We start from the raw sequence: 15694 nt of genomic DNA on the forward strand, positions 1-15694 counted from the left end.
AAACCCGCCTGACCGGAGAACTTCATGCGTCGCCTCACCAAAACCAATGCCAATCTGGAAGATACCGCCCGTGTGCAAGGCTGGATGGTGCTGCGCCGGGTCGTGCCCTATCTCTGGCCCGAGGGTCAGACGTGGGTCAAACGTCGCGTCGTTGCGGCCATTCTGGTCCTGTTACTGTCCAAGGTGATCGCGGTCACCACCCCTGTGCTTTACAAGCAAGCGGTGGACGCGCTGGCCCCTGAAGGTGCCGACCCGGCCACCTTTCTGGCACTTGGGGCGGTTGGACTGACGCTGGCCTATGGCTTTGCGCGGCTGATGACGGTGGGCTTTCAACAGCTGCGTGACGTCATCTTTACACGCGTCGGCCAGCGCGCCTTGCGGACGCTGGCGCGCGAAACCTTTACCCATATTCATCGCCTCTCGATGCGCTATCACATCACCCGCAAGACGGGCGGCCTAAGCCGGGTAATCGAACGCGGCGTGAAAGGTGTGGATTTCCTGTTGCGGTTCCTTTTGTTCAGCATAGGGCCGCTGGTGCTGGAACTGCTGATGATTTCGGTCATCCTTTTTTTCCTGTTCGACGTCTGGTATCTGGCGGTCGTTGTTCTGACCATCGCACTTTATGTCTGGTTCACCTTTGCCGTGACCGAATGGCGCGTGAAAATCCGCAAGGTGATGAACGATCAGGACACCGACGCCAACCAAAAGGCGATCGACAGTTTGCTGAACTTTGAGACGGTCAAATATTTCGGGGCCGAGAAATGGGAAGCCGACCGCTATGACCGCGCAATGGAGGCTTATGAAGGTGCAGCAATCCGCACCAATTACTCGCTCGCCTTCCTGAACTTTGGTCAATCTCTGCTGATCACCGGGGGGCTTGTGGCCGTAATGGTGATGGCTGCGATGGGCGTGCAGCGGGGTGACCTGACAGTGGGCGATTTCGTGATGGTCAACGCCTATATGATCCAGATCACCATGCCACTGAACTTTCTGGGCACCGTCTATCGCGAGATCCGGCAGGCCTTGATCGACATGGGCGACATGTTCGATTTGTTGGAGCAACCGCCCGAAGTGCAGGACAAACAAGGTGCCAAGGTTCTAAAAGTGCAAGGCGGTGCGGTGCGTCTGAATGATGTGGTCTTTGGCTATGACGCGGAACGCCCCATCCTGAAAGGCATCAACATTTCAGTCGAACCGGGCGAGACGGTGGCGATTGTCGGCTCCTCCGGCTCTGGCAAGTCTACCATAGGACGGCTGCTCTTCCGGTTCTATGATGTCGGCAGCGGGTCGCTCACGGTTGACGGACAAGACGTGCGCGACGTCACTCAGGAAAGCCTGCACGCCCAAATCGGCGTGGTGCCGCAGGACACGGTGCTGTTCAACGACACGGTGCACTACAACATCGCCTATGGTCGGCCCTCTGCTACAGAAGGCGAAATCCGCGAAGCCGCCCGCGCGGCAAAAATCCACGACTTCATCATGTCGCTGCCCGATGGGTACGACACAACCGTCGGCGAGCGCGGGTTGAAACTGTCTGGCGGTGAAAAGCAACGGGTCGGCATTGCCCGGACCTTGCTGAAGAACCCCCCGATCCTGCTGTTAGACGAAGCGACAAGCGCGCTCGACACCGAAACCGAAATGGAAATCCAGGCAGAGCTGAAAGCGATGGGCGAGGGGCGGACCGTGATCACCATCGCGCACCGGCTGTCGACGATTGCGGACGCCGACCGGATTGTCGTGCTCGAAGATGGTGTCGTGGTGGAACAGGGCAAACACGATGCGCTGCTCGCCTCGGATGGTCGTTATGCGCACCTGTGGAACCGGCAGGCCGACGAAGACGTGCCAGCCTGATCTGCGCTCTGCTGACACCCCCTGTCAGCACGTACGCGCGTCGCAGTCCGCACAAGATTGCCAATTCGCACCCACCGCCATAGCGTGCAGTCTCAGGCTGCCGCTGGGGCAGGCCACAAACCACACGGTGATCCCATGACCTTGTTTCGCGCCGCCCTTGTGCTGGGCCTGTTGTCGGCTGTTGGCCCCTTTGCCATCGACATGTATCTGCCCGCTTTGCCGGCCATCGCAGAAAGCCTTGGGGCCGAGATTTCGGCCGTGCAGTGGACGCTGACGGCCTATTTCATTGCCTTTGGCCTGTCGCAGCTTTTCTATGGCCCATGGGCCGATCAGGTGGGTCGCAAGACCCCACTTTATGTTGGTTTGGTGATCTTTATCGCAGGCAGCATTGGCTGCGCGCTGGCCCCCAACATTGCGACCCTGATCGCCTTTCGCGCGCTGCAGGGTGTTGGCGGTGCGGTCCTGATGGTGGTGCCGCGCGCGATCATCCGCGACTTGCATACCGGCACACAGGCCACGCGGCTGATGGCGATGGTGATGTTGGTGATCTCCGTCTCTCCCATGCTTGCGCCGCTTGCGGGCGCCGGGCTGATCACGCTGGGCGATTGGCGGCTGATCTTCTGGGTGCTCTGCGGTGCGGCCGCGCTCAGCCTCCTGATCACATCGCAAGCACTGCCAGAAACACTGGCGGCACAGGACCGCATCCCGGTCAACCTGCGGTCCCTGATAGCGGGCTGCAAAGTGCTGATCCGCGACCCGATCTTCATGGGGCTGACCTTCATCGGTGGCTTTGGCTTTGCCAGCTTCATGGTTTTCATCGCCAGCGCATCCTTCGTCTACACCGACCAGTTCGGGCTGACGCCGACGGGGTTCAGCATCGCCTTTGCGATCAACGCCATCGGCTTTTTCGGCGCGTCTCAGGCGGCGGGTCCACTTGGCGAACGCCTTGGTATCCTGCCGGTCATGCGCTGGGCCGTGATCGGGTTTGCCTCAGCAACGATGATCCTGTTGTCTGTCACACTGGCGGGCGGTGGCAGCCTTGTGGTGATCGTGGCGGGGCTTTTCTGTGCCAATGCCTGCCTTGGGCTGATTATCCCGACGACGATGGTCATGGCGCTGGACGGTCATGGCCGGATCGCGGGCCTGGCTTCTTCCCTTGGCGGCACGTTCCAGATGTTGGCCGGTGGGCTGATGGTCGCGGCCACGGGCCCGTTCTTCGACGGCACAGCCACTCCAATGGTGGCCGCCATCGCCCTTTGTGCGGTGCTTGCGCTCTGTCTGGCGCTTGTGACGTTCCGGCGGATGGCCGCGGCGGGCTGATCCCGCCGCGCGCCTATTCAGCCGCGCGCAGCGGTGTGGCCACCGGGTCAGGCACGGGGAACGGGTCTTCGGTCCAGATGAATTCTGGCGCTTTGACCTTCTTGGCCTGCCGCCGCAACGCCCAGTCCTGTGCCGCGCGGCTGGACCGACCCATCGACAAGCGCGCCAGAAGCCGCGCAATCCAGATCGCATAGGTCGACACCCAGACCCGCACAGCCAGCATCGACGGGGTGAAGACCAGCGTCAGCATGGTGGCAATCCCAAGGCCAAAGACCACGGCGGTCGCCAACTGCTTCCACCAAAGGGCCGTCGGGCTGTCGATGGAATAGCCGCCACCAAAGAAATCAAGGCTGAGGCCGAACATCATCGGTGCCAGACCCGCCATCGTGGTGATCGTGGTCAGCAACACGGGCCGGATACGGGCCTGCGCTGTGCGCACGATCGCCTCTTTGCGGGGCATGTATTGGCTGTATTCCTGATAGGTATCAATCAGGATGATGTTGTTGTTCACCACGATCCCGGCGAGCGCCACAATGCCCGTCCCGGTCATGATGATCGAAAACGGCTGATCCATGATGATCATGCCCCAGAGCACGCCAGCCGTGGACAGCACCACCGCCATGAGCACCAGCATCGCATTGTAGAACGAATTGAACTGCGCCAGCAGGATGATGAACATCAACCCCAGCGCACCGGCAAAGGCTGTTTGCAGGAACGCCTGACTTTCGGCCTGATCGGCCTGATCGCCGGTCCATTCATAGCTGATCGAGGGTGGCAGGGGACCGGTTTCCAACCATTCGGTCAGCACCGCGATCCGCTCATTGGGGGTCACGACTTCCATCCGCAGATCGCCGCCAGTGACCTGATCCTTCAGGCTGCTGTCGGCATCATAGTCGGCGGCCGGGATGATCCGGTATTCCTCTGTCTCGGTATCGGTCAGCTTGACCAATTCACCTGCAACACCCGCTTTGACGTCAAAATAACGCTTTTGATCAACCCGGTTGATCTGCGCGAGCTTCGGGACCGGCGTGCGAGTGATGAAATTCGACAGTGGCACAAGGCCCGCATTCGTGCGCACCCGCAATGTGTCCAGCGTGGACAGCACCCGGTCCTGCGCGGGCAGGCGGGCGCGAATGTCGATTTCCTCGTCAGAGCTATCGACGCGCATCGTGTCCAGCAGGATACCACGGGTCACCAGTTGCACCATGCCGCCCACGGTCGCCACATCCGCGCCAAACCGCCCGGCCTTCTCGACATCCACGTCAATCTGCCAGTCGATACCGGGCAGGGGCAGGGTATCCTCAACCTGGGTCAGGCCCGTGGTGGCGTCAAACTGCGCGCGCGCAATGGCCATGCCTTCCAGCAATTCTTCCCAATTGTCCGACTTCAGCCGCAGATGCACCGGCTTGGCAGAGGCGGGGCCCATCGCGAGGTTCAGCACCTCATAACGGATGCCGGGAATGTCGCGCAGGTCTTCTTCGAGGTCCGCGATCACACGGTTGCCGTCCAGATCGGGGTTATCCTTGCGGTCCTCCCAGCGGGTCAGCTCTAGCTGCACCTGTCCGATGGCATCAGCAGGCCCTTCGGCCCCGCCGGTGTTCGAATTCAAGCCGCCGTCACCGGCAAAGGCAAAGGCACTTTCAACGCCGGGATGGCGGTTCACCACGTCTTCGACCTGTTTGACCAGCCGGTCCTTTTCGGTGATCGACAGGTTGCCCCGGGCCTGCACATAGACAATCGCCTGCTCAGGCTCTGTCTCGACGAAGAATTCGACGCCGTTGTTGTTGGCACCAAAGTAGCTGAACGTATACATCACAAAGGCGATCACACCGGCAATCGTCACCAGCGGCATGATCGGATTGCCGGTCACAAAGCTCATGAAATAGCCGAAAGGTGTGCGGCGCTTGCCGACACGAACCTTCTTCGCCCGGCGTTGGATTTGCGCAGCCCCCATCACGACAGATGCGAAAACCGCGCCAAAGAGGAATAGCGCAATCCCTGGCAGGCTGTCGCCAAAGCCGCCCGATTGCACAGCCTCACCCGCCAGATAGCCGGGGTTCAGCGTCATCATCGCGCCGACGAACACCATCATCAGGGCGACGGGGACCAGCGCGGCGCGGATCACCCAAGGCAACCGGCTGCGCAAACCGTCAGACATCTGACCGATCAGGCGGCTGAACCGGCCCGTGACGCCCCCCATGACGGGCAGGTATATCAGCGCGACGACAAGCGATGCGGCCAGCACAAAGATCAGTGTGACCGGCAACATGCCCATGAATTGCCCCGGAACACCGGGCCAGAAGAGCATTGGCAGGAACGCGCATAGCGTTGTGGCAGTTGACGAAATGATCGGCCAGAACATCCGCTTGGCGGCCTCTGTATAGGCCTGCATCGGGCCAGACCCTTCGGAAATGCGCTTGTCGGCGTATTCCACCACCACAATCGCGCCGTCCACCAGCATCCCCACAGCCAGGATCAGGCCGAACATCACGATATTGGAAATCGTGATCCCCATGACGGCCAGAAAGGCAAAGCACAGCAGGAACGACGTCGGAATAGCAAAGCCCACCAACAGGGCAGGCCGCGTGCCAAGGGCTGCCAGCACCACGATCATCACCAGTGCCACCGCCGTCAGGACAGAGCCTTCCAACTGGCTGACCATGGATTTGACGTTGGTCGATTGGTCGTTCGAGGTGCCTACATCAATCGCGGCACGCAACTCTGGCGGCCAAGAGGCTTGTTCAGCCGCAACCTCCTGCCGGACCAGCTCTGCGGTGTCGATCAGATTGAACCCTTTGCGCTTGACCACCTGCAGCGCCACCGTGTTGACCCCGTTAAAGCGGGCCGTGCCGATCCGGTCCTCAAACGTCAGCTTGATCGTGGCGATATCGCCCAGCGTCACGACGCGGTCGCCGTTCATCTTCACCGGCAGTTCGTAAACATCTTGTGCTTCGTTAAAGGACGACGGGATCTTGACCGCAAAGCTCCCCTGCGCGCTGTCCACTTCACCGGCTGCGATCAGCAGGTTGTTGTTGGTCACCACGCCGATCAGATCACCGGCGGTGACGTTATAGCTTTCCAGCTTCAGCGGATCGATCAGCACTTCCAGCATCTCGTCGCGCTGACCGGCCAGACCGGCCTCCAGCACTGCATCCAGACTCTCGATCCGATCCTGCAAATCCTTGGCGACCTGCAACAGCGTCCGCTCGGGCACGTCGCCCGTCAAGTTCACGATCAGAATCGGGAATTCGGAAAAGTTGATTTCGTTGATCGAGTAATTTTCGGCCCCTTGTGGAAACGAGCCTTGCGCCTTGTTCATGGCATCGCGGATATCAGCCAGGATCTTGGTTTTGTCCCAGCCAAATTCGAACTCCAGCGCGACACCGGCATAGCCCTCGGCGGCGGTCGACGACATGGTTTTCAACCCATCAAGGTCCGACAGCTCTGTTTCCATCGGCTTGACCAGCAGGCTTTCGCTGTCGCTGGCTGAGATGCCGGGGAAGGGGACCGACACAAAGATCGCCGGGATTTCGATGTCCGGCTCACCCTCTTTGGGCAGGCCCACATAGGCGAAACCGCCCGCCAACAAGGACAGGGCGATAAACGCCAACACCATGCGGGCGCGTGATGCGGCCCAATCAACTAATCCGGTCATCCGCCTGCCTCGCTAAATGTGGGGGCAACAGTCACACCATCTATGACAAACTCCTGACCGATGGTGATGATGTTCACTTGATCCGGCAGGTCCGCGACCCAAACCCCTTCGGCGGTGTCGCGGATCATTATGACTGGCATGAATCGGGCCACATTGCCCGCATCCACCGTCCGCACGCCCAGCACACCATCATCGTTCAGCGTCAATGCGCTTTGCGGGATCAGATGCGCAGTGCGGCCATCAGCGGCCACGACGATTTCCACCGTCTGTCCATCGCGGATCGCCAGATCGGCGTTTGGCACCTCAATTTCGACACGGAAGGTACGCGTTGTGTCATCAGCAGAGCGTGACAGGAACGTCACCCGTCCCGTGACCACATCATCGCTATTGATCCGCGCCTGCGCAGAGGCACCAACCACAACCTTGTTCACATTGGCCTCTGGCACAAAACCCACCAACTTGATCGGATCAAGCTGGATGATCGTCGCGCAGGGGCTGCCGGGCTGCATCAACGACCCCAACTCTGCGGTGTCCGTTTCCAACAGACCCGCAAACGGCGCGGTGATCGTCAGGCGGGTAATCTCACGCTCGGCCGCGGCCACTGCGGCGGCGGCGGCTTCAATACCCGCCTCGGCAGAGGCAAGCGAGGAATTGGCGCGTTGGATGCCTGCGGCAGCAGCTTCGGCCACAGCCTCGGCACTGACCAACCGGGTCTCAGAAGCAAAGCCATCTTCACTGAGCTTGCGGGCGGCGTTGACGTTGATTTCAGCCTCGCGCACACGGGCGTTTGCCTCTGCCAAGGCGGCTTCCGCCTCTGGCACGCGGCCCCGGGCTTCGGTCAGCCGGGCGCGTGTTTCGGCCAACGATGCCTCGCGGGTGCCGGGGTCAAGGCGGCACATCATGTCGCCAGCGTTAACAAAGGCGCCCTTGCGCAGCGGCTCTGAAATCACCTGACCAGAGGTTTCGGAAGCAACTGTCACCTGACGCGCGGCTTCCGTCCTGCCACGCAGGATAACCGCGCTTTCGATCGTGCGTGCCTCAGATGCTAGGGCCACGACGCGCACCAGGTCGGGGTCAGCGTCGGACGTGTCGATGTCGGGTTCCGCCTCTGCCATCGCGACCTCGGCCTCTGGCGCATCGCCTTCGCTGGCCTCTGCCGGGGCTGCCAGCGGCGTATCGCTGGCAAATTGCAACAAAAGCTCACGCTCAAATACCAGAAGATACAGGCCACCGGTGACCAGAATTGCGGTAATTATTGACACCAATCGCATGACATCGCCTTTGTTGGGCTTCCAACCCGCGCAGAATAAGGACGGGCTTTGTTATTGTTTGTACGCTCGGACATATGCTTGGATCACAAGGAATCCAAGCTGAACTGTTCGGTTCAGTTTAGATGGCTTCGCCACGGATCGCAAGAGCGTGTCTGCCGCAGGTCTTGGCATTCCGTGATGCTTCACGATATGAAGCTGCAAAGCAGCGGCGCGCGCCCACCAAAGGCACCCAAAACACGCCCCCGCAAGACGATCAAACGCGCCCACCGCGCGACACAAAGGACAAGCCGTTGAGCGACAGTGACAGTTTCATCAATGAAGTGACCGAAGAGGTCCGCCGCGACCAGCTCTATGGCTATCTGCGGCGCTATGGCTGGATCGCTGTAGTGCTGATTGTTGTGCTTGTGGGCGGGGCTGCCTGGAACGAATACAACAAGGCACAAGCGACCGCCAAGGCGCAGGCCACAGGTGATGCGCTGATGAATGCCCTGTCGCAGAATGACCCTGAATTCCGCATGGCCGCCGTGGCCGAGGTCGAGGCAGAAGGATCCGCCGTTGCAGTGACCGCGCTGATTACAGCGGCCAGCCAGCAAGAGGCGGGCGATACCGCCGCGGCGGTTGCAACGCTGCAAGACCTTACCGTGAACACCGATGTGCCGGTCATTTATAACGAGCTTGCGGCGTTTAAGGCCGCCTTGCTTGAGCCCGATCCAGCGACACGGCGCACCAGCCTCGAAGCGATGGCGCAGCCCGGTTTGCCCTTTGCGCTTTTGGCGCAGGAACAGCTTGCGCTGGCTGATCTGGCCGCAGGCGATCCTGACGCCGCGATCACGCGACTTACCGCCATTGTCGAAGACGCCGGTGTCCCGCGGGGCTTGCTTGTGCGGGCGCAAACCTTAATGGTGGCGCTGGGCGCGGAGCTTCCCGGCCTCGCGACCTTGCAATAAGACGCCAAAGGGGCTGATTTCGTGATTGCCAAGACCAAGTTTGCCGCCTGTTTCAGCCTGTCGTTTTTGATTGCCTGTGGTGAGCCGGATGTGATCCTGCCCGGCACGCGCGAAGCAATCCGCCCAGGCGACGGCGTGAATACCACAGCACCCATCGCCTTGCCCGCCACCCGGCTCAATGCCAATTGGACCCATCGCAACGGCGAGGCGGATCACACGATCACGCACCCGGCCTTGTCGGGGCTGAACCAGATTTTCGCCGTCAACATCGGCGAAGGCGACAGCCGCAAGGCGCGCATCACCGCTGATCCGGTCGTGGCCAATGGTGTCATCTACACCCTCGATTCCCGCGCCCGTGTCACAGCCACCGCCACATCCGGCGCGCCGGTTTGGGTCGCGGATGTGCAGCCGGGCAACGACAACCGCACCGATGCCTCTGGCGGTGGTCTGGCCTATGGCAATGGCCGCCTTTTTGTAACTTCTGGCTTTGGCGAGGTGACAGCCCTTGATGCCGCCAGCGGTGGCACGCTTTGGACGCAAGACCTTGATGCGCCGGGCACATCAGCACCCACCGTATCCGGCGATCTGCTGTATGTGGTCGGTCGCGATAGCACCGCTTGGGCGATTGAGGTCAGCAATGGCCGCGTGCGCTGGCAGCAATCCGGCACACCCTCTGTCTCGGCCTTTGCGGGCGGGGCAGGGCCTGCGGTTGCGGGCGATCTGGCGATCTTCCCCTTTGACAGCGGCGAAGTGGTCGCGACCTTCCCGCAAGGCGGCCTGCGCCGCTGGTCCACAGCCGTGTCCGGTGCCCGGACAGGGACAGCGGGCGCACTGGTGTCCGATATCGGGGGCGATCCGGTCATTGACGGCGACCGCGTTTACGTTGGCAACGTCGCCGGGCGCACAGCCGCCATCGACGCCTTTTCAGGCGAACGGATCTGGACCGCCAATGATGGTGCTGTCAGCCCGGTCTGGCCCGTGGGCAACGCGGTCTTTTTGGTCAACGACATCAACGAACTCGTGCGCCTTGATGCGGCAACTGGCACCGCCGTCTGGCGCACCCAATTGCCGCAATTCGAAGAGGGCGGCGTCTTTCGCCAGCGCCGTTCGGTCTATGCCCATTACGGCCCGGTGCTGGCAGGTGGCCGCCTGATCGTTGCCTCCTCTGACGGTCAGGTGCGGGCCTTTGATCCCCGCTCTGGCGCGCTCGTCGGCAATGCCGCCTTGCCCGGTGGGGCCGCATCGCACCCCGCCGTTGCCGGTGGTACGCTTTATGTGGTGACCAAGGCCGGGCAGTTGGTGGCTTTCCGTTAGCGCACGGATGGTGTATCGCCCCGGCTCTGATAGGCCGGAGTCGCAAAGATGACCTTTACCCTTGCCATTGTGGGGCGTCCCAATGTGGGCAAATCCACGCTGTTCAACCGTCTGGTTGGCAAGAAACTCGCCCTGGTCGATGACCAGCCCGGCGTGACGCGCGATTTGCGCGAAGGCGAAGCACGGCTCGGTGATCTGCGGTTCACAGTGATTGACAGCGCCGGTCTGGAAGACGCCACCGACGACAGCCTGCAGGGCCGTATGCGTCGCCTGACCGAACGTGCCGTTGAAATGGCCGATGTCTGCCTCTTCATGATCGACGCCCGTGCCGGTGTGCTGCCCACGGACGAAATTTTCGCCGACATCCTGCGCAAGAAAAACGCCAACGTGATCCTCGCGGCCAACAAGTCCGAAGGCAAAGCGGGCGAAGCCGGGTTCCTTGAGGCTTATGGCCTTGGCTTGACCGAACCGATCCGCCTGTCTGCCGAACATGGCGAAGGGCTGGATGAACTTTATCACATGCTGCTGCCACTGGCCGATCAGTTCGCCGAACGCGCCGCGGCCGATGCGCCCGAAACCGATGTGGACGTCGGCGAAGATGACGAAGACGTAGCCCGCGTGCCGACACAGAACAAACCGCTGCAAATCGCTGTGGTTGGCCGCCCCAATGCGGGTAAGTCCACGCTTGTGAACAAGATCCTCGGCGAAGAACGCCTGCTGACCGGGCCAGAAGCGGGCATCACCCGTGATGCAATTTCCGTGCAAACCGACTGGGGCGGTGTGCCCATGCGCATCTTTGACACCGCTGGCATGCGCAAAAAGGCCAAGGTGCAGGAAAAGCTCGAAAAGCTCTCGGTCAGCGACGGGTTGCGTGCCGTCAAGTTTGCTGAAGTCGTTGTTGTCCTTCTCGACGTCGAAATCCCCTTTGAACAGCAGGACCTGCGCATCGCTGATCTGGCAGAGCGTGAAGGCCGCGCCGTGATCATTGCGGTCAACAAATGGGACGTCGAAGACGAAAAACAGGACAAGCTGAAAAAGCTGAAACAAGAATTTGCGCGCATGTTGCCGCAGCTCAAGGGCGCGCCGCTGATCACCGTGTCGGCCAAGACGGGTCGGGGCCTAGATCGTCTGCAAGAGGCGATCATGCGCGCCCATGACGTCTGGAACCGCCGCGTCACCACCGCTCAGTTGAACCGCTGGTTGACCGGCATGCTTGAACAGCACCCGCCGCCCGCACCGGGCGGCAAGCGGATCAAGATGCGCTACATGACGCAAGTCAAAACCCGTCCGCCGGGCTTTGTGGTGATGACCTCATTCCCCGATCAAGTGCCAGCATCCTACACCCGCTATCTGGTCAATGGCCTGCGCGAGGATTTCGACATGCCCGGTACGCCGATCCGGCTGACCTTGCGGGATCAGGGCGACAAGAACCCCTACAAGGGCAAGAAGTCGTCCCAGCCCTCGCGCCTGTCAAAGCACCTCAAGAAGGGTAGCTAAGCCTCTGAAACGCTGCTGTTTCTCAGTGTCATAGCAATCAGCAAGGCCGCGCCAATTGCGGCCGCCGCTGACACGGCAATCACCTGCGTCTGATTGCTGACAATGATACCGATCAGTGCCCAAACGACCGTTAATCCGTATTCTGGCGCACCGGGTTTGCGGCGCATGACGCCCACCGTGACGACAAGCGCACAGGCAATGCCGATCAAAGCCCAGCCAAAGCTATCGGTCAGTATTGCATACCCCGCCGCGGTACTGCCAAGCGACACGAATGACGCGGCCGTCAACCAACCGGCATAAATGCCGATGGGCGCTTGCAGCCACCAGCGATCCGCATCCGGTGCGCGCAGCAACGCAAGGATGGCGAAACCCGCCATAATGAAGATGGTGACCGTGGCCCAAATCGCGCTGGCGTTGGCAATCGACAACCACGGCACACCAACCGCCAGACTGACGATCAACGGCTGGCGCGCGGCCTTCCAGTCCGCTGCATGACGTCGCCGCAACAAGCCATAGCCCGCCGACACCAGCAGCCAACCATAGATCAACCCCCAGATCGCGAAGGCATAACCCGCTGGCTGGATCGGCGGATCAATTTGAGGATTGGGCAGTTGGTCTTCAGTAAATCCCATAAAGGGCGAGGTCAGCGCCGGGGCGACTGCAAAGGCCAGGGCGAGTGCAAAGGTAAGAAAAGCGGTCATCGGGTCTCTGTCAGGTTCAAGGAAGGTCGGGAACACCTGACTTGTGGCACATTGCACTTTTGGCAAGGATAACGTCATTTCAATCGGGACGATTGGCATGAAACGCATTGCAATTTTCTGCGACGGGACGTGGAACAGACACGACTCAAAGTCGCAAACCAACGTCGTGCGCATGGCGCGCGCCGTCAAACAGACGGCAGATGACAAGATATCTCAGCAGATCTTTTATTTCATGGGTGTGGGCTCTGGGCGTGGGTCCAATGCGCTGGCGCGCTTCACGGACCGTGCGATGGGCGGCGCGCTTGGCTGGGGCCTGATCCAGAACATTGAAGACGCCTACCGCAGCCTTGTGTTTTCCTATGAACCGGGCGACGAAATCTATATATTTGGCTTCTCGCGCGGGGCCTATACCGCGCGGTCCCTTGCGGGCCTGCTACGCGCCGTCGGCATCTGCCCGCGCGAAAACGCGCATCGCATCCCCGAAGCGATCGAGGAATACCGCCGCCCCAAACATGACATACGCGACGCTAATCACCCGTCCAAATTTCTGTGGCGGGCCGAATTTGCGCCTGACACCGCCACCACCCCGGAAGAACTGGCATGGCGTCAGAAATCCCGCCCTGGCAATCCGGTGTTGCTGGACATCAAGTTTCTGGGGGTTTGGGACACGGTGGGCGCAATGGGTGTGCCGGGCTATTGGATGGCCGCACCCTTGCTGAACAGCAGGCATCAATTTCACGACACCGAACTGTCGGAAACCGTGAAATCCGCGCGCCATGCCGTGGCGCTGGATGAGCGGCGCAAAACCTTTCCGCCAACGCAATGGAGCAATCTGGAATTCCTCAACGCCAAGCGCCTTGGCCTGCCCACCGACCTGCCGCTTGATCCCGACACCGCACCCAATTGGGACTACCGCGAAGAATGGTTTCCCGGCGATCACGGGTCCATCGGCGGCGGGGGCGATCAACGCGGGCTGGCCGCCTATAGCTTTGATTGGGTGGCCGAGGGTGCGCAAGCCGCTGGCCTTGATCTGCGGCCAGAGGTCCGCGCGCGCATTGAAAAGCAACGCAATATCCTTGGCCCGCTGAACGCCACGACGCGACCCAGACTGCCCAACAAGTTGCTGGCGCTCAGCAGTAAAGACCGTGACGGCCCACATGATCTGTGCTGCGTGGCGGATGCCGCGCGTGAACGCTTTGCAAAGACTGCAGGCGCATACCAACCCGGCGCATTGCGCTGGGTGATCGCGCGCCTGCAAGCCCTTTTGAGTTAGGTCAGCGCGCCGTCTGCCGTGATCCGCGTCTTGCCGCGCAGATAGGGATGCAAGGCCGCAGGCAGATCAACTGATCCATCCTCTTGCTGGCCGTTTTCCAGCACCGCAATCAGCGCGCGCCCCACGGCCAGACCGGACCCGTTCAGCGTATGCACGAACTGCGGCTTGCCGCCGCCTGCGGGCTTGAACCGCGCGTTCATGCGCCGCGCCTGATAATCCCCCGCGACCGAGACAGAGCTGATCTCGCGATAGGTATTCTGCCCGGGCAGCCAAACCTCGATGTCATGGGTCTTGCGCATGCCCGCACCCAGATCGCCCGTGCAAAGCACCACGGTGCGATAGGCAAGCCCCAGTTTTTCAAGGATTTTCTCGGCACACCCGGTCATCCGCTGATGTTCTGCATCCGAATGGTCGGGATGGCAGATCGACACCATTTCGACCTTTTCGAACTGGTGCTGGCGCAACATGCCCGACGTATCGCGCCCGGCACTCCCTGCCTCGGACCGGAAACACTGGGTATGGGCCACATAGCGGCGCGGCAGATAATCCTCATCCACCGTCACACCATTCACGATATTGGTCAGCGTCACTTCGGCGGTGGGGATCAGCCACCAGCCGTTTGTGGTTTGATAGCTGTCCTCGCCAAACTTTGGCAGTTGCCCGGTGCCGATCATCATCTCTTCACGGACAAGCACGGGCGTGATGGTTTCGGTCAACCCGTGTTCTTCCACATGCACATCGAGCATGAACTGCGCCAGCGCCCGGTGCAGCCGCGCAACCGCGCCCGACAGCAGGACAAAGCGGCTTCCAGATAGCTTCGCGGCAGTTTCAAAATCCATGCCGTCCTGCACGGCGGGGATTTCATAGTGCTCTTTGGGATCAAAGCTGAAATTGCGCGGGCTGCCTGCGCGGCGAATTTCGACGTTGTCGTCCTCGTCTTCGCCGTCAGGCACATCGTCATAGGGCAGGTTCGGGATCGCCAGCAGCAGATCGTGCAGCTCTGTGTCATGCGCCTTGGCGGCCTCTTGCAGGCTGGCAATTTCGCCCTTCTTTTCAGCGACCAGCGCGCGCAGGCGTTCAAACTCTGCTTCGTCCCCACGCCCCTTGGCTGCGCCAACTTCCTTGGCGGCCTTATTGGCCTCCGCCTGTGCATCCTCGGCCTTTTGAATAGCCGCACGCCGGGCGCTGTCGATGTCCAGCACGCGGGATGACATCGCATCCATCCCGCGACGAGAAAGGGCGGCATCAAATGCGCCGGGGTTCTCACGGATGGTTTTGATGTCATGCATCGGATCATTCCTTTGGTTGATAGGGTGCGGGTCATATGCCTGATTAGGACCCGCCCGAAAAGGGGGCGCAGGCCGCGTGATTGCATAAAACTGCGCCCTTCGGTCGCGTCAGCGCCCTTTGGGACTGGTGCAGCGCGCTGCCATTCATATATGGCCTGTCAAAGCAGTGCATCCGCGCGCCCCAAATGGGCGCAACGACGGTTGCCAATCAGGGGTGCGGCACATAATGTGCCGCGACTTTCGCGCATGGGGCAATCCCGTAGCGCATGACCAGTAAAAGGGACGACCATGCAGGGTATTGGCCAAATCATTCCGCTCTTGTTGATCTTCGGGATCATGTATTTCCTGTTGATCCGGCCACAGCAGAAAAAGCTGAAGGAACATCAGGCCATGGTGGCGGCCCTGCGCCGCGGTGACCGCGTGATCACCCAAGGGGGCATCGTCGGCAAAGTGACCAAGGTCAAGGAAGACGACAACGAGATCGAGGTCGAGATCGCAAGCGGCGTCAACGTCCGCGTTGTGCGCTCGACCATCGCTACCGTTCTGAACAAGACCGAGCCTGCAAAATAAGCCTGA

Annotated in this window: 11 protein-coding genes; 7 read left to right on the forward strand and 4 right to left on the reverse strand. The window is 60.9% G+C overall.

Features of this window, described 5'->3' with window-relative positions:
• Nucleotides 1–24: 24 nt before the first annotated feature.
• Nucleotides 25–1851 (forward strand): ABCB family ABC transporter ATP-binding protein/permease, encoded by a 1827-nt coding sequence (locus AB3Y40_RS05660; RefSeq protein ID WP_369437819.1) that lies wholly within the window; start codon nucleotides 25–27, stop codon nucleotides 1849–1851.
• Between the two features lie 135 nt (nucleotides 1852–1986).
• Complete coding sequence (locus AB3Y40_RS05665; protein WP_369437820.1) at nucleotides 1987–3171, forward strand: multidrug effflux MFS transporter; 1185 nt, start codon at nucleotides 1987–1989, stop codon at nucleotides 3169–3171.
• 13 nt (nucleotides 3172–3184) lie between these two features.
• Here AB3Y40_RS05665 and AB3Y40_RS05670 read toward each other — a convergent pair whose 3' ends face one another.
• Complete coding sequence (locus AB3Y40_RS05670; RefSeq protein ID WP_369437821.1) at nucleotides 3185–6826, reverse strand: efflux RND transporter permease subunit; 3642 nt, start codon at nucleotides 6824–6826, stop codon at nucleotides 3185–3187.
• Nucleotides 6823–8097 (reverse strand): efflux RND transporter periplasmic adaptor subunit, encoded by a 1275-nt coding sequence (locus AB3Y40_RS05675; RefSeq protein WP_369437822.1) that lies wholly within the window; start codon nucleotides 8095–8097, stop codon nucleotides 6823–6825. Before AB3Y40_RS05675 ends, AB3Y40_RS05670 begins: the two co-directional genes overlap by 4 nt.
• A gap of 290 nt (nucleotides 8098–8387) precedes the next feature.
• Between AB3Y40_RS05675 and AB3Y40_RS05680 the strand changes: the two genes are divergently transcribed.
• From AB3Y40_RS05680 to der, 3 genes are read left to right on the forward strand one after another with little or no spacing between them, the layout of a single operon-like run.
• The gene (locus AB3Y40_RS05680) at nucleotides 8388–9044 is read left to right on the forward strand and encodes a tetratricopeptide repeat protein (protein WP_369437823.1); all 657 of its coding nucleotides are present in this window, start codon (nucleotides 8388–8390) and stop codon (nucleotides 9042–9044) included.
• A gap of 21 nt (nucleotides 9045–9065) precedes the next feature.
• Complete coding sequence (locus AB3Y40_RS05685; protein WP_369437824.1) at nucleotides 9066–10358, forward strand: PQQ-like beta-propeller repeat protein; 1293 nt, start codon at nucleotides 9066–9068, stop codon at nucleotides 10356–10358.
• Between the two features lie 48 nt (nucleotides 10359–10406).
• The gene (der, locus tag AB3Y40_RS05690; protein WP_369437825.1) at nucleotides 10407–11855 is read left to right on the forward strand and encodes a ribosome biogenesis GTPase Der; all 1449 of its coding nucleotides are present in this window, start codon (nucleotides 10407–10409) and stop codon (nucleotides 11853–11855) included.
• Here der and AB3Y40_RS05695 read toward each other — a convergent pair.
• The gene (locus tag AB3Y40_RS05695) at nucleotides 11852–12556 is read right to left on the reverse strand and encodes a V-type ATP synthase subunit I (protein ID WP_369437826.1); all 705 of its coding nucleotides are present in this window, start codon (nucleotides 12554–12556) and stop codon (nucleotides 11852–11854) included. The two genes, der and AB3Y40_RS05695, sit on opposite strands and share 4 nt — an antisense overlap.
• 97 nt (nucleotides 12557–12653) lie before the next feature.
• Between AB3Y40_RS05695 and AB3Y40_RS05700 the strand changes: the two genes are divergently transcribed.
• Complete coding sequence (locus AB3Y40_RS05700; protein WP_369437827.1) at nucleotides 12654–13829, forward strand: DUF2235 domain-containing protein; 1176 nt, start codon at nucleotides 12654–12656, stop codon at nucleotides 13827–13829.
• On the opposite strand, the gene serS is transcribed toward AB3Y40_RS05700, so the two are convergent.
• Nucleotides 13826–15118, reverse strand: a complete 1293-nt coding sequence (serS, locus tag AB3Y40_RS05705) for a serine--tRNA ligase (RefSeq protein WP_369437828.1) — start codon at nucleotides 15116–15118, stop codon at nucleotides 13826–13828. The genes AB3Y40_RS05700 and serS overlap by 4 nt on opposite strands.
• A 288-nt stretch (nucleotides 15119–15406) precedes the next feature.
• Here serS and yajC point away from each other — a divergent pair, with 288 nt between their 5' ends.
• Nucleotides 15407–15688: a preprotein translocase subunit YajC gene (yajC, locus tag AB3Y40_RS05710; protein WP_369437829.1), complete on the forward strand. Its 282-nt coding sequence runs from the start codon at nucleotides 15407–15409 to the stop codon at nucleotides 15686–15688.
• The last annotated feature ends 6 nt before the right edge of the window (nucleotides 15689–15694 follow it).

The sequence above is a fragment of the Yoonia sp. R2331 genome, from assembly GCF_041103235.1.
GTDB lineage: Bacteria > Pseudomonadota > Alphaproteobacteria > Rhodobacterales > Rhodobacteraceae > CANMYO01.

Coding starts and splice junctions, on each gene's coding strand:
- serS (WP_369437828.1), bottom strand. CDS start 15,118: ATGCATGACATCAAAACCATCCGTGAGAACCCCGGCGCATTTGATGCC.
- AB3Y40_RS05700 (WP_369437827.1), top strand. CDS start 12,654: ATGAAACGCATTGCAATTTTCTGCGACGGGACGTGGAACAGACACGAC.
- AB3Y40_RS05660 (WP_369437819.1), top strand. CDS start 25: ATGCGTCGCCTCACCAAAACCAATGCCAATCTGGAAGATACCGCCCGT.
- der (WP_369437825.1), top strand. CDS start 10,407: ATGACCTTTACCCTTGCCATTGTGGGGCGTCCCAATGTGGGCAAATCC.
- AB3Y40_RS05670 (WP_369437821.1), bottom strand. CDS start 6,826: ATGACCGGATTAGTTGATTGGGCCGCATCACGCGCCCGCATGGTGTTG.
- AB3Y40_RS05665 (WP_369437820.1), top strand. CDS start 1,987: ATGACCTTGTTTCGCGCCGCCCTTGTGCTGGGCCTGTTGTCGGCTGTT.
- AB3Y40_RS05695 (WP_369437826.1), bottom strand. CDS start 12,556: ATGACCGCTTTTCTTACCTTTGCACTCGCCCTGGCCTTTGCAGTCGCC.
- AB3Y40_RS05675 (WP_369437822.1), bottom strand. CDS start 8,097: ATGCGATTGGTGTCAATAATTACCGCAATTCTGGTCACCGGTGGCCTG.
- yajC (WP_369437829.1), top strand. CDS start 15,407: ATGCAGGGTATTGGCCAAATCATTCCGCTCTTGTTGATCTTCGGGATC.